This is a genomic window from Vibrio ponticus (assembly GCF_009938225.1).
Taxonomy (GTDB): Bacteria; Pseudomonadota; Gammaproteobacteria; order Enterobacterales; family Vibrionaceae; genus Vibrio; species Vibrio ponticus.
In genome coordinates this window covers 1,166,082-1,179,116 of the sequence record NZ_AP019657.1, presented here as the reverse complement: position 1 = coordinate 1,179,116, position 13,035 = coordinate 1,166,082, and the positions used below count along the sequence as shown (strand labels likewise).

The following is a 13,035-nucleotide window of genomic DNA, read 5'->3' as shown; positions in this document are numbered from 1 at the left end:
GCCGTAATTTGCTAAGCAACGTCAAGCTGTATTAAATCTGCACACATCCCAAAAGGATGTGTGATTTCTTACTCGAACAGTTAACTAATTCGTGCCAATGCGTAGCGAGCCGAGCTCTGCTTTGTTAGTATTGCGCGAAATTTATATTTAGCGGAAAAATCGCATGTACCTATCAAAACTGACTCAAGAAATCTTCGATCACCTTTACCGTGATATTAACGAATTCCGTAGCACTTTTGATCTTCCAGTTGCTTCACCTGAAAGCCTAGATGATAAAGCGGACACGTTACACACTTCTCTAGCTATCGAAGAACTAACTGAGCTTGCGGAAGCAGACAACAAAACCGAACAAGCTGATGCGATTGTCGACAGCGTGTACGTTTTGATGGGGCGTCTAGTGCACCTAGGTCACGACAAAGTAGAAGACAACCTAGCAATCAGCTACCTAATCGACCTATTGCTTAACGTTGCAGTTAACCGTGGTATTGATTTTATTCCTTGCTGGGATGAAGTGCACTCAAGCAACATGAGCAAAGTATGCCGCAGCGAAAAAGAGTACGCAGACACTGAAGCGCACTACGCTGAGCAAGGTATCAAGCTAATGGCGGTACAAAAAGGCGACTACATCATCGCGAAATGTGCGGAAGACTTCGTCTCTGAAGCAAAAACAATTCGCCAAGGTAAAGTACTAAAATCTGTTTACTACCGCCCTGCCGATCTAGCGCCACTCACTCGCTAATTTCATTATTCTAAGACCGCCTACTGGCGGTCTTTTTTTGCCATAAGGATCTTGGCATGCAGCTCATTCCGCTCAGCCTGCAACATACCCAGCAACTGCTCAAATTTGAACGAGATAATCAACACTGGTTTGAGCAACATATCCAAGCAAGGGCGAGCGATTTCTATTGTGAATTAGGTGTGCAGACCCACATTGCTGAACTGCTAATGGACCATACCTTAGGCAAGGCTTTACCCATGCTTATCGTCGACAATAGGCAAAACATTATTGGGCGCATAAACCTCCACAATATTCATCGAGGTAAGGCATTTCTCGGTTATCGTTTGGGTGAGCAATACATTGGTCAAGGGATCGCACAGTTAGCCGTGCAAAAAATGTTGCCGCTAGCACGTGACAATCATGTTCAACGACTGATTGCTATCGCTTCCCGGCAAAATATCGCGTCTCAAAAAGTACTGACAAAAATTGGGTTTGTCGCCATACGTGATTTAGCCAACTTCACCCAAGTGCAAGGGACAATGCTCAACTGCATCGAGTATCGACTTGAACTTAAGTCTCTCAGCTTCGGTAAACAAAATTGTGGTTAACTTATTCTTAGTTAATCAAACAGTAAAATCGATTTACCGTTAACATCCACTCGTTCTACTTGGGTATTAAATACCTCGCCAAGTTGCGCTGGAGTCAATACTTGTGAAACCTCACCGAAGGCTTGCATAACACCTTTGTCGAGCAGAATCGCTTTCTTAGCATGCTTAAGGGTACGATTGAGATCGTGGTTCGACATCAACACTGTTAGCCCCATCGAAGCAACCTTTTCAATTAACTGATACAACAACGCTTCCTGACCAATATCAAGAGGAGCTGCTGGCTCATCTAATATCAGTAGCTGTGCATAAGGATTTAGCGATGGCCAGATTTGCAAACAAATCGCACATAACCGCACACGCTGCCACTCACCACCGGATAATTGATGAATACTTCGATGCAGCTTGTCATCAATTTGCAAAAGGTCGGCAAGCTCAGAGACGACCTGTTCTATTTTTGAGGTTTCATGCTTGGCATTGGCAGGAATCGACAAAGCCAAGTAATGCGCGACTTCTAGGTTAAATGCAGGGCGATCAGATTGAGATAAAAAAGCTCGATAAGCGGCTTGCTGTGCAAGTGGCGTTTCACTGAGGATCACCTCATCTAATTCAACTTGTCCTTTATGCTCAAGCAGTCCAGAAACTGCCGACAACAAGGTGCTTTTCCCACTGCCGTTGGGACCAATGACATGAATAATTTCACCGGGCTCTGCATCAAAAGAGAGCGGGAGCAGCCTTTCTCCAACACTGAGTGCTTTAACGTGCATCATGGTTTTTTACCAACATCCAAACAAAGATTGGCGCACCAATTGTGGTCGTAACCACACCCAGTGGCAATTCAGCCGCATCCAACGCTGTTCTGGCAACGATATCGGCAAAAACAAGTAACGTGGCACCTGCTAACGCAGAAATCGGAATTAAATATCGGTTCTCACTGCCTAATGCTAAGCGGAGTAAATGCGGCACAACCAAACCAACAAAACTGATCACCCCACCGAGCGCCACCGCGCCGCCAACTAATACCGACACAGCTAGAATAAGCTTCCAACGAATCGCTTCCACATCCAGACCTAACTGTTTGGCATGGGTTTCACCCATCATCAGTTTGTCGAGAATAGATCCTTGGCAACAGAGCCAGATCATCACTGGCAGAGTGATAAGAGTCAAAACATGTTGATACCAACTCGCGCCCCCAATACTGCCCATCAGCCAGTACATCAAAATACGCAAACTCATATCATCACTAAAGTAGAAAGCCCAGGTCACCACAGAGCTAGCGAGGATACCTAACGCGACGCCAACCAACAGCAAGCGTGTCGTGGTTAAGCGCAGCACTCGAGTCATGGTTACGATGAGTAACGTAAATAGCATAGCGCCCACCACCGCAGCAATCATAAAGCCAATCGGTGTTGCTAACATAGGGAAGAAAAACAGTAAAATAACCATCATGACACTTGCCCCACCCGAGATACCTAACACTCCGGGCTCTGCCAATACGTTACCCAGCAAGACCTGTAATACCGCGCCAGATACGGCGAGCGAAGCACCAATTGCGATTGCCGCTAACAAACGCGGCAGACGTAACTGTGTAACAAGCTGTTCGTGTAAAGGAGTGAGTTCGCTAAATGGAGTAATAAATACCTCACCAACCATCAAATAGACCGTGCTGACGATCAGTAGGCTTGCCACCATCCATGTTATCGTGCGTCGCCAGCGCAGATGTTTGCGGGCAATCAGTTGGGAAAATTCCATAAAGCGTTAACTATGTGTCAGTTGTTCGTCTATACCTAATACTACGTCAGATGTTGAGGTATAGATAAAAATAATGGCCTAACGATACCGTTAAGCCATTTAAATAGAAAGAATTTTTACTGGTATTTACGATCAGTCGTATACGATTTGCCCATCTTCGTAGCGCACTTGCACCGGACAAATCATCAACGCAGCGCGCTGCCCAATCTCCACATTTCGATTTGGGAAAACGATCGCCTCTCCTTCATTTTTCGCCATTAATGGCTTGTCGCCATCATGACCAAACACCTCACCGTGCTTAAACGAAGTAAAGTTGGCAATGTCGTCATCGAACAAGAAATCAAAGTCTTCGTGGATACGAACGATGGTACGGCTTACGCGGTACATCAAAGGCTTTCTTGGTAGATGCTCTGATTCACTATTGGCAATCAAATCTCGCAGTGCGAGATCAAACGCGACCAACTTGCTGTGGTCGTTGTCACCAAACTTAGCCACGCGACCTAATTCAATCGTCAACGCTTGGGCGCTAAATGTTTCACCGGTATACCAACTGAAGGTGCTGGATGGCGCATTGGAAAACAAGATCGCTTCCATATGGGCACTCTGCACAAAATCCATCAAGGCTTTACTTCTCACAGGATGACGCGTTTTCGGGCTCACCGCGAAAGTATAAAAACGCGAATCGCGAATCGCACTATGAAGGTCAAAGTGCCAACGTTGTGATTCCTGTGTGCCAGCAAAAAACTTCGTTACACGCTCTTTTAGCATGTCAGCAATAGCGAGTTCTTTTGAAGGCTCGTGAGCTTTAGCATCAAACAAACGATTCAAATTGGCTTCAATGAAACGTGTATGCGCATTGGTCGCTTCAGGATGAGCAACAATCAACAATAAACGCTCTTTAATCGGCTGAAAGCCCGTTTCAATATCCGCAAGAATCTTATCCATTAACTCCATCGGTGCCGTCTCGTCACCATGGATACCACACGAAATCACAATATGCTTGCTATCGTCGTCTAACGCGGCTGGAATCACTTCCAACACGCCTCGCTGATGCAGTTTCAATCGGGTACCAGAGGCGACAAACACCTCTCCCTCAAGCATCTCTTGAGTAAGATCTAAGCTGTCCAAAAGAAAAGATTGGCGAAATAATTTTTTCGTCATGCGCTACTCCTTTATTGCACAGCGGTATGTTAATGAAATGTTCTGACAATTTTTGTTGTAGTGATCGCACTTACAAGCAGTAGTTACGTGCTTCATCGAAAAGTCAAACCTTGTCACACTACGTAACCTCTTGGTATTCGTAGGAAAGAAAGAGAAAGCTGTACAATTTCTACCGAGAAAGCTCGGCGATGCGATATTAACATAAGATCTATCGTTTGTTTTTTGATCTAACACGAATTGACTAGCTAGATTGCCCTCTTTGCGCGATTAACGCCTCAAATTGGGAAACTTTATCATTCACTAAATCAATGCTTTGCTGCCAAAACTCTGCTTTCGATAAGTCCATACCCAGATGCCTTTCCACCACATCTTCCGCCACCATTGAGCCAGTATCGCGCAATAACTCAACATAATCGCGATAGAACTGCTCACCTTTCGCCTCACGCTGAGCATACACACCGATACTAAACAGATAACCGAATAAGTAAGGATAATTGTAAAAACTGATTTCCGAGATTGAGAAATGGAGCTTACTCGCCCAAAAATAGGGGTCAGGTTCGTCCATCGAACTGCCATACCACTCTTTCCATGTATCGCTCATCAACTGGCAAAGTTGTTCTGCATCCAGCTCACCTTCTTGGCGACGCTGGTAAAGAGCTTGTTCAAACTCAAAACGAACCGGAATGTTAATCATCAGCGCGTAAGCTGAAGATAACTCCTCCCACAGCATCTCCAATTTATCTTCATCAGATTCAGCAACAGAAAGCAGATAGTCTCTCACCACGTTCTCGGCAAATATGGATGCGGTTTCCGCCAAAGTCATTGGGTATCGAGTCTGACATAATGGCATATCACGCATTACCCAATTGTGGAACGCATGACCAAGTTCATGAGCTAAAGTCAGCATGTCAGAGCGACTTCCACCCCAAGTCATAAAGACAAGCGGCGTACGAGTTGCTGCAAACTTAGTGCAATATGCCCCTAAACGTCGATTTGGCGTTGGCTCGGCATCAATCCAACCATTTTCGACCATCATATCGACAAAGTCAGCCATCTCCTGATCAACTTGTGCAAAAGCCGCTTTGATAACTTCTACCGCTTCATCAAAACGGTAGTATTGGCTTGGTTGGTCATTATCTAAACTCGGCATTCCTGCCATATGATTCCACGGTTTCATCGAACCAAGACCATGAACTTGCGCCATCAAGTTGCCCGCTTTTTGCCCCACAGCTCGATTACGTTTAGTGGTCTCAATCATCGCCTCTAAGGTGGCGAGTTGGATTCGGCTCCCATGCAAACTTGCATCAAGAAAGTGTACCGGCTTGTGATACGAACGCTTCTGATATTCCGTGTGACGCCAACCGGCTAAAGCATTGATAATGGCGGCAAAGCTCTCTTTGTGCTGCGCCATCGCTTTTTGAATACCACGCCAAGCCGTTTCTTGTTGCTCGAATTCTGTCCCATACAGCAAACTTGCCGCCTGCGAAAAGCCGATTGTCTCATTATCCGCCATCTCAATCTGGATCGAACCAGTAATGCTGTCGTACAAGCGTCCCCAAGCATCACGACCATCCACTTGCATAGCGGCAAGTAATTGCTCTTCTCTTACGCTTAATTTCGTCGCTGCCACTCTGCGATCACACGCGATAAGAAAAGCCTGCCCATAAACGTCACCGCTTTCGTGCGCCAAAACTTGTTTGATAACGTCGATTGGCGCGCTAGCTAAGTAGTCTTGATAAGGTGTATAGGCTTGGGTCAATTCAGAGTTGAGTTTAGCAAGTTTGCCCGTCAAAGCGTTTGCGTCGCTATTTCGTGCATCTTGAGAAGCGTAGCAATGGGCAAAGGTATCTATGGTTTCCAGTAACTTGCCAGCCGCCTCTTTGGTTTGAATCGCGTTTTGCATCACGTTCACCAACTCGCGGCGTTCGACGTGTTGCTGCAGTACAAGAATACACTGCTTAATTAAATCAATATCTTGATTAATTTTCTCATCAGAAAGAGATTGATAAGCAATCGAAAGATTCCAACTCGGTGCCGTCATAGCCATTCCTTAAGCAAGTTTTAACTGGTAGTTAGCGGTGCGCCGATCGAGCACACTTGCGGGTACAATTGATCCGCAACGGTAATGCGGATATGAGTTAGCGATTGATTGCCAATGTGCAGCGTAGAAAATAGCTTAGCATTGGTCCAATCCAAACCTAACGTATGTGCCAATATCATACGAATTGTACCACCATGGCATATCAGTAAGGTATCGTGTTCACTGTTGTTGAGCAGTTTTTGCCAGCCTTGGCTCACCCTAAGATAAAAATCTTCCAGCGGCTCAGCTTCAGGTAGTGGACTTAAGGCTGGATTTTGCCAAAACTGCTCCAACTGCGACCAATCCTGGTCAATATCTTCAAATGGGACACCATCAAAACGACCAAAATTGATCTCTTTGAAGGCATCATCCACCACTAATTGACACTGAGGTTGTGTTTGGTTTAGCAGATTTGCCAAATCAGAACAGCGTTTTAGGGGGGAAGACACCACTTTTTTTATCGCTAATGGCAATTCAAGTAGCGCCTGACAAATGGCTTGTTGTTTATCGCTATCAACCAACACATCTGTGTGTCCATAAAGAGCGGGTGCACCCTCAACTTTACCATGGCGCAGTAGATAAAAATTTACTGTTCGCATGCCGTTAGCCCTTCATCGTCAAAGGTAAGCCTGCAGCGATAAACGTCACCCTATCGGATACTTTTGCAATGGCTTGGTTCATCCACCCTGCATGGTCGACAAATAAGCGGGAAACCTCACCCATAGGAACAACACCTAAACCCACTTCATTGGAGACCAGCACCACATCGGCACGGCAACACTTTAATGCCTTAATAAGTTTAGCTACTCTTTGGTTGATCGCCGCTTCACTTGCCGTCTCACCATGCTCAAAAATCACGTTGCTCATCCATAAGGTCAAGCAATCAACCAAGACCACATCGTTGTCAGAAAACGAACCTAAATGCGCGGCAATTTCTAACGGGATTTCATGCAAACACCAGTCACTATCTCGACGAGCCTGGTGATGATCAATGCGGCGTTGCATCTCATCATCGGTGATTGTTGCTGTGGCTATGTAGTGACGATACTGCTTATCGCTTGCCAGCACTTCAGACTCAGCAAAACTCGACTTGCCAGAGCGAGCACCGCCCAATACTAGGTGAATAGTCATAACGAATGCATCATCCAAGCCAAAATTATTAGGTAACTGGTTAACTCAAACAACTGTTGTGCGGCACCTAAACAGTCTCCGGTAAAACCACCAATACGTTTGATTAACCATGCTTTAAACAAAACACGGAACAACCATGCTGAGCCAAGCAAAATCGCCGCTAAACCGAGAGGTAAAATCAGGCTTACGCATACTCCCGTGGCGATCAGCACAGCAAGATCAACCTGACTTTGTTGATTCGCCAACGGCTTACTTTTACTGCTATCAGGATCGCTAACATAAGGCATATCGTAGATCAGTGATGCGGCAACCGCGCGACTTAAGGTATAAGCCACCACGAACACTGGCAACATGCTGGTTAATGACGTCAATTCCGTTAACAGCACATATTTACTCAATAGAGCCATTATCAGAGTTGCTGCCCCATAAGTGCCAATGCGGCTATCTTTCATGATGGTGAGCCGACGCTCAAGCGTCATACCACCACCAATGCCATCCGCCATATCGGTCAAACCATCTTCATGGAAAGCGCCAGTCAACATTAAACTGAACCCCATGGTAAGGATAACGGCAACGGAATCGGGAAAAATCGCATTAAAAACATAAAACAGTGCCGCACAAATAAGCCCGAGCACCACACCAACCAAGCCAAAATATCGTCCAGCTTGATTCATGCGTTCTTCACTATAAGGAGTACGGGAAGGAATAGGCAGACGTGAGAAAAAACCCAACGCTAGCCAAAACAGTTCGAGTTGATAGTGCAAAGCTTTACGCATTACATATCTACTCCTGCATCTTCAAAACTTGCCATATTATTGTAAAACTCGACAGCAGCTTGAATTAACGGCACCGCCAAAACCGCGCCCGTCCCCTCACCTAATCGTAGTGATAGATCGAACAACGGTGTAGCCGCTAACTCTTGTAACATAAACTTATGACCTGACTCATGCGATTGATGAGCAAAGATCATGTACTCTCGACAGCTCGGTTCAATTTTCGCCGCCACGTAAGCGGCTGAAGTTGCAATAAAACCGTCAACTATCACCGGCGTATTGTATTTGGCTGCGGCAATAAACGCACCTACCATTTGCGTGATTTCAAAACCACCCACTTGACGCAATACTTCTTTAGCATTTTGTCCTCGGCAACGATTTACACCTCTTTGCACCAATTGACGCTTTTTGGTCAGTTGTTGTGCATTTATCCCTGTACCTAAACCAACACATTTTTCCACGCTACGCTTTGATAGCGCAGATAAAATAGCCGATGCGCTGCTGGTGTTGCCAATCCCCATCTCGCCAAACATCAGTAAGTTAGAGCCTGAATCTATTGATTGTTTAACGATCTTTTCGCCGTACTCTAAACCTTTATCGACTTGCTCATGAGTCATCGCAGGACCGTATGCAAAATTCTCCGTCGACTCACCTAAACGCTGTTGAATCAAATGTTTTGACTGGCTTACCACTGGTTTTAAGATACCGGTATCAATCACACGAAGCTCAACATTATTTACGCGGCAAAAGCAATTTACCGCCGCGCCACTGGCTAGAAAATTCTCCACCATTTGTTGCGTCACTTCCTGCGGCGCAATACTCACGCCTTCACGAGCAATACCGTGATCACCGGCGAAAACCAGCACGGTTGGCTTGTTTATCCAAACATTAGTGACAGGGTCACTCTTATTCTGACTATGAATTAAAGCGAGTTTATGTGCCACATGCTCTAATTTGCCTAGTGAGCCAAGCGGTTTAGTCTTATTGTTGATGCGATTCCAGATCGCTTCTGAATGAGTTGTATCTAACATGTATAGTGCTTACTTTGGTCGTGCTACGGAAAATGTTTTATCTAAAACGGCGTATTGAGTGCCACCTAGGCGGCACAATGGATTAACAGCCAAAGTATCCAACTGTAATCTCTCTTCTTGGGACTGAGTCACTTGTGAATCGATGTAAATTTGCTCAATTTCAGCAAATACCAAATGCTGTGGCGCATCCCCTATCGGTTTCACTTCATATAACCGACAAGCAAATGCAATCTGGCAATCTTGTAAGCGAGGCAATTCAAATGCGTGGAACGGAGTAACGCTAAGTTGTGCGGCTTCAACCTCAGACTCTCCATGTGGCAAGGTTGCCGCTGTCTGTGTCACTTTCTCAGCCAGTTCAGCACCTGCAATATGAATCACCATTTTACCTGTCTCAATTGCATTACGGACCGTGTCTTTCGGCTCACCCGTTGGTTTGTTGCCAGCTGAAAACATCAATAATGGCGGCGTGCTTGAAACTGCCGTGAAATACGAAAATGGCGCTAAGTTGTAATTGCCACTACCAGACTCTGTCAGCACCCAAGCAATCGGTCTCGGCACGAGAGTCTGTGTCATTAAATGATACGCCTGGGTTGACGAAAGCGTACTCATATCGATATTCATAGACATCCTTGTTTTAGCTAACCTAGTGTAGTCACGCTTAGTTATGTCACACTATGTGCACTTAGTTGCTTTAGAATATTTCTTGAAAAGCAATAAGTTATCAAAAGTACCCGCATAGATACACTGGCTTTTACTGTTACACTTCGCACTTCAAAACTTTCATTAGATAAATAGACAATTGGGCATTTAAAATTTCGACCAATAGCAGCAAAATATTTGTGATCGAATAAATAGATCTTAACAACGAAATAGTCGAAGCTTTGATTAGTCGAATACGCAAGGGGTTATCATGCTTAAACAACAAATCGTAATGATTGCTGGAGCCACCGGATTGGTTGGTAACGAGCTGATGAAATTGTTGCTTGAGGAGCGTGCGATTGAGCATATCTATGCGCTTACTCGTTCACCACTGCCTTATAGCCACACCAAACTAGAGACAATCCAAGATCCGCAACTAAGAATTGTTGACTGGGACGAGTCAAAACCCGCTGCTGATAAAGGCTATATCTGTTTAGGTACCACGCGTAAACAAGCTGGTTCTAAAAAAGCATTAGAAGACATCGACTATCATCTGGTGTGCGAGCTCGCCAAAACGATGAAATTGCTCGGCGTACAGCACCTCTGTGTCGTATCCAGCATTGGGGCTCAACCTCGCTCTCCCTCACATTACTTGCGCTGCAAAGGCAAAATGGAGCAAGCGATAGAGAAGATGGGTTTTGCCAGTGTCACCTTCGTTAGACCAGGTCCATTGGTAGGTTTACGCGATGAACCGCGTACCGATGAAGCCGTGGTGCAATGGGTATTTAAGTTCCTTCGTCCACTAATGGTTGGCGCCTTAGCCCGCTATATTCCTATCCCCGCAGAGCTTGTGGCAAGAAGTATGTTGTATAGTTCATTTGAATCGACACCTCGCCCACTAAAAATTCTCGACAGTGTTGATATGCGCTCATTGATTAAGAAATACCAATAATGCTGACAAATACCCCTAGGTATGCGGGCTTTTTATACGCGATTTAAACTTAAGAACTAAAAGTAATAATAAATACTGTTTTCTTATTTCAATTCATCATGACAAATCATTAATTTCGCAAACCCAACCAGATTGTGAGTTGAGTCAAACTTTTCTGCAATCTAGTTCAAATTAGAATTACTAAAGGGTTTCGACTATGTCTATTGCAGTTTTTGCTGCGCTAGCAATCTTTAGCGGCGTACTATTTTTCTTATATCGTTATCAAAGCCAACAAGGACCACTTTCTCGTCAAGTATTGCTTGGATTAGTACTTGGTAGCTTATTTGGTTTAGCGCTCCAGTTCCTCTTCGGCGAGACAAGTTCGGTGACGCAGCAAACGTTGCAATGGACAAATATTATTGGGCAAGGCTATGTCAACTTGCTAAAAATGATCATCATGCCGCTGGTGTTAGTGTCGATGATCGCTGCCGTGGTTAAATTGGAAAATGGTGGTTCATTAGGAAAAATCTCTTCGATCACCATCGCTGTATTGATGCTAACCACTGCAATCGCAGCATTAGTCGGCATTTTGGTTACCTCAACCTTCTCGCTCTCTGCCGAAGGTTTAACAGAAGGTGTGCGTGAGTCTGCGCGCATTACTGAACTGCAATCTCGAGCGCAAACCGTTGGCGAGCTGAATATCCCTCAGATGTTGATCAACTTTATTCCAACCAATCCTTTTGCCGATCTGACAGGAACGCGTTCGACGTCAATTATCGCTGTGGTTATTTTTGCAGTACTTGTTGGTATTGCGGCTCGTAAAGTGATGGCAGAAAAAACTGAGCTTGAAACGCCCATTCGTACTTTTGTTGAAAGTGCTCAAGCGATTGTGATGCGACTGGTTAAAATGATCATGGCATTGACGCCTTACGGCATTGCCGCATTGATGACTAAAGTGATTGCGACCTCAAATGGCAGTGACATCCTTAAACTATTAGGCTTCATTGTCGCGTCTTATGTTGCGATTGCTCTCATGTTCTTGGTTCACGCACTCTTGGTATCACTCGTCGGGGTGAGTCCAAAAGCCTACTTCAGCAAAATTTGGCCCGTGTTGACCTTTGCATTCTCCTCTCGTAGCTCAGCGGCGACGATTCCTTTGAATGTAGAGACGCAAATTACCAAGCTAGATGTCCCACCAGCGATAGCCAACTTATCTGCCTCGTTTGGCGCGACAATCGGACAAAATGGTTGTGCGGGTATTTACCCTGCGATGCTTGCGGTAATGGTCGCGCCTACAGTGGGCATCAACCCATTGGATGTGCACTTTATCGTTTCGTTAGTCGCTATCATCACCATTAGCTCATTTGGCATTGCGGGCGTAGGCGGTGGTGCAACCTTTGCTGCACTGATTGTTCTCCCGGCGATGGGATTACCTGTCACCATAGCCGCATTGCTTATCTCTATCGAACCGCTGATAGATATGGCGCGAACCGCTCTCAATGTATCAGGGGCGATGACGGCTGGCACTTTGACTAGCCGCCTTCTAAAAGCAAGTTGCGAAGACTCAAATCAAACCGTCGATACACAAGCCACAAGCTAGTTAGAGACAAAGCCAGCACCGCTGGCTTTATTCATGCAATAAATAAAACCGCTCTGTTGTTCAAGAATCACTCAGCTTGCTAGCTTGTTTTATTCAAAAATTCAACAACTAAGCATGATTTTCTCCTCAATATGATGCTCCAGCACGATAAATTGAAGAAAATCCAAAATAACTTTTGTTATTCGCCCAAGTACGTGTATAGTACTCGCGGCTCTTAAAGATACGAGCTATTAATAAAGATTTAAGTAAAGTGTTCTCTCAGTCATCTTTCGATACCTATCGTTTAGCTCCTGCGATTGCTTCTCTAGAAAATCAATACAATAGCTTTTGTCATCAGCTTTAATACATTACAAATTTAAATATAGGTATCTATCATGTCTAACAAAATGACTGGTTCAGTAAAATGGTTCAACGAAACTAAAGGTTTTGGTTTTATTTCTCAAGACAACGGCGGCGCGGACGTATTCGTACACTTCCGTTCAATCGTTTCTGAAGGCTTCAAAACTCTTACTGAAGGCCAAAAAGTTAGCTTCGAAGTAGAACAAGGTCAAAAAGGCCCACAAGCTGCTAACGTTGTAGCTCTATAATTTCGATTACTTGTCTTTTGACAAGTG

At 44.9% G+C, this 13,035-nt stretch carries 14 protein-coding genes; 5 read left to right on the top strand and 9 right to left on the bottom strand.

Features of this window, described 5'->3' with window-relative positions:
* Window positions 1-163: 163 nt before the first annotated feature.
* Both GZN30_RS05200 and GZN30_RS05195 read left to right on the top strand, forming a co-directional pair.
* Window positions 164-739, top strand: coding sequence for a nucleoside triphosphate pyrophosphohydrolase family protein (locus GZN30_RS05200; RefSeq protein ID WP_075650113.1), 576 nt, complete (start codon window positions 164-166; stop codon window positions 737-739).
* A gap of 56 nt (window positions 740-795) precedes the next feature.
* A complete protein-coding gene (locus GZN30_RS05195; protein ID WP_075650115.1) occupies window positions 796-1,326 on the top strand; it encodes a GNAT family N-acetyltransferase in 531 nt (176 codons plus the stop codon).
* Window positions 1,327-1,337: 11 nt separating this feature from the next.
* On the opposite strand, the gene btuD is transcribed toward GZN30_RS05195, so the two are convergent.
* The 9 genes from btuD to GZN30_RS05150 all read right to left on the bottom strand — a co-directional run bounded on the left by btuD (window position 1,338) and on the right by GZN30_RS05150 (window position 9,872).
* Entirely contained in the window at window positions 1,338-2,093 is a 756-nt protein-coding gene (btuD, locus tag GZN30_RS05190; RefSeq protein ID WP_075650117.1) for a vitamin B12 ABC transporter ATP-binding protein BtuD, read from the bottom strand.
* Window positions 2,080-3,075, bottom strand: a complete 996-nt coding sequence (gene btuC, locus GZN30_RS05185) for a vitamin B12 ABC transporter permease BtuC (protein ID WP_075650119.1) — start codon at window positions 3,073-3,075, stop codon at window positions 2,080-2,082. Before btuC ends, btuD begins: the two co-directional genes overlap by 14 nt.
* A gap of 132 nt (window positions 3,076-3,207) precedes the next feature.
* On the bottom strand, window positions 3,208-4,236 hold the full coding sequence (locus GZN30_RS05180) for a succinylglutamate desuccinylase (protein ID WP_075650121.1): 1,029 nt from the start codon (window positions 4,234-4,236) through the stop codon (window positions 3,208-3,210).
* A gap of 241 nt (window positions 4,237-4,477) precedes the next feature.
* Entirely contained in the window at window positions 4,478-6,277 is a 1,800-nt protein-coding gene (locus tag GZN30_RS05175; RefSeq protein ID WP_075650123.1) for a M3 family oligoendopeptidase, read from the bottom strand.
* Window positions 6,278-6,297: 20 nt separating this feature from the next.
* On the bottom strand, window positions 6,298-6,915 hold the full coding sequence (locus GZN30_RS05170; RefSeq protein WP_075650125.1) for a histidine phosphatase family protein: 618 nt from the start codon (window positions 6,913-6,915) through the stop codon (window positions 6,298-6,300).
* Window positions 6,916-6,919: 4 nt separating this feature from the next.
* The gene (gene cobU, locus GZN30_RS05165) at window positions 6,920-7,447 is read right to left on the bottom strand and encodes a bifunctional adenosylcobinamide kinase/adenosylcobinamide-phosphate guanylyltransferase (protein WP_075650127.1); all 528 of its coding nucleotides are present in this window, start codon (window positions 7,445-7,447) and stop codon (window positions 6,920-6,922) included.
* Window positions 7,444-8,223 (bottom strand): adenosylcobinamide-GDP ribazoletransferase, encoded by a 780-nt coding sequence (locus GZN30_RS05160; protein ID WP_075650129.1) that lies wholly within the window; start codon window positions 8,221-8,223, stop codon window positions 7,444-7,446. The genes cobU and GZN30_RS05160 overlap by 4 nt, the downstream gene beginning before the upstream one ends.
* On the bottom strand, window positions 8,223-9,251 hold the full coding sequence (cobT, locus tag GZN30_RS05155) for a nicotinate-nucleotide--dimethylbenzimidazole phosphoribosyltransferase (RefSeq protein ID WP_075650131.1): 1,029 nt from the start codon (window positions 9,249-9,251) through the stop codon (window positions 8,223-8,225). Before cobT ends, GZN30_RS05160 begins: the two co-directional genes overlap by 1 nt.
* Window positions 9,252-9,260: 9 nt before the next feature.
* Window positions 9,261-9,872 (bottom strand): flavin reductase family protein, encoded by a 612-nt coding sequence (locus GZN30_RS05150; RefSeq protein ID WP_075650133.1) that lies wholly within the window; start codon window positions 9,870-9,872, stop codon window positions 9,261-9,263.
* A gap of 289 nt (window positions 9,873-10,161) precedes the next feature.
* Between GZN30_RS05150 and GZN30_RS05145 the strand changes: the two genes are divergently transcribed.
* The 3 genes from GZN30_RS05145 (at window position 10,162) to cspE (ending at window position 13,008) form a co-directional block, all read left to right on the top strand.
* Entirely contained in the window at window positions 10,162-10,842 is a 681-nt protein-coding gene (locus tag GZN30_RS05145; RefSeq protein WP_075650135.1) for an NAD(P)H-binding protein, read from the top strand.
* A 196-nt stretch (window positions 10,843-11,038) separates the two neighbouring features.
* Window positions 11,039-12,421 carry an L-cystine transporter gene (locus GZN30_RS05140; RefSeq protein ID WP_075650137.1) on the top strand — a complete coding sequence of 461 codons (1,383 nt, stop codon included), beginning with the start codon at window positions 11,039-11,041 and terminating at the stop codon, window positions 12,419-12,421.
* Between the two features lie 374 nt (window positions 12,422-12,795).
* A complete protein-coding gene (cspE, locus tag GZN30_RS05135) occupies window positions 12,796-13,008 on the top strand; it encodes a transcription antiterminator/RNA stability regulator CspE (protein ID WP_075650139.1) in 213 nt (70 codons plus the stop codon).
* The last annotated feature ends 27 nt before the right edge of the window (window positions 13,009-13,035 follow it).

What these genes read in the sequence shown, in the direction of transcription:
- GZN30_RS05180 (WP_075650121.1), bottom strand. Translation starts at nt 4,236, where the DNA reads ATGACGAAAAAATTATTTCGCCAATCTTTTCTTTTGGACAGCTTAGAT.
- GZN30_RS05140 (WP_075650137.1), top strand. Translation starts at nt 11,039, where the DNA reads ATGTCTATTGCAGTTTTTGCTGCGCTAGCAATCTTTAGCGGCGTACTA.
- GZN30_RS05145 (WP_075650135.1), top strand. Translation starts at nt 10,162, where the DNA reads ATGCTTAAACAACAAATCGTAATGATTGCTGGAGCCACCGGATTGGTT.
- cspE (WP_075650139.1), top strand. Translation starts at nt 12,796, where the DNA reads ATGTCTAACAAAATGACTGGTTCAGTAAAATGGTTCAACGAAACTAAA.
- GZN30_RS05200 (WP_075650113.1), top strand. Translation starts at nt 164, where the DNA reads ATGTACCTATCAAAACTGACTCAAGAAATCTTCGATCACCTTTACCGT.
- GZN30_RS05175 (WP_075650123.1), bottom strand. Translation starts at nt 6,277, where the DNA reads ATGACGGCACCGAGTTGGAATCTTTCGATTGCTTATCAATCTCTTTCT.
- GZN30_RS05160 (WP_075650129.1), bottom strand. Translation starts at nt 8,223, where the DNA reads ATGCGTAAAGCTTTGCACTATCAACTCGAACTGTTTTGGCTAGCGTTG.
- btuD (WP_075650117.1), bottom strand. Translation starts at nt 2,093, where the DNA reads ATGATGCACGTTAAAGCACTCAGTGTTGGAGAAAGGCTGCTCCCGCTC.
- cobU (WP_075650127.1), bottom strand. Translation starts at nt 7,447, where the DNA reads ATGACTATTCACCTAGTATTGGGCGGTGCTCGCTCTGGCAAGTCGAGT.
- cobT (WP_075650131.1), bottom strand. Translation starts at nt 9,251, where the DNA reads ATGTTAGATACAACTCATTCAGAAGCGATCTGGAATCGCATCAACAAT.
- GZN30_RS05170 (WP_075650125.1), bottom strand. Translation starts at nt 6,915, where the DNA reads ATGCGAACAGTAAATTTTTATCTACTGCGCCATGGTAAAGTTGAGGGT.
- btuC (WP_075650119.1), bottom strand. Translation starts at nt 3,075, where the DNA reads ATGGAATTTTCCCAACTGATTGCCCGCAAACATCTGCGCTGGCGACGC.
- GZN30_RS05150 (WP_075650133.1), bottom strand. Translation starts at nt 9,872, where the DNA reads ATGAATATCGATATGAGTACGCTTTCGTCAACCCAGGCGTATCATTTA.
- GZN30_RS05195 (WP_075650115.1), top strand. Translation starts at nt 796, where the DNA reads ATGCAGCTCATTCCGCTCAGCCTGCAACATACCCAGCAACTGCTCAAA.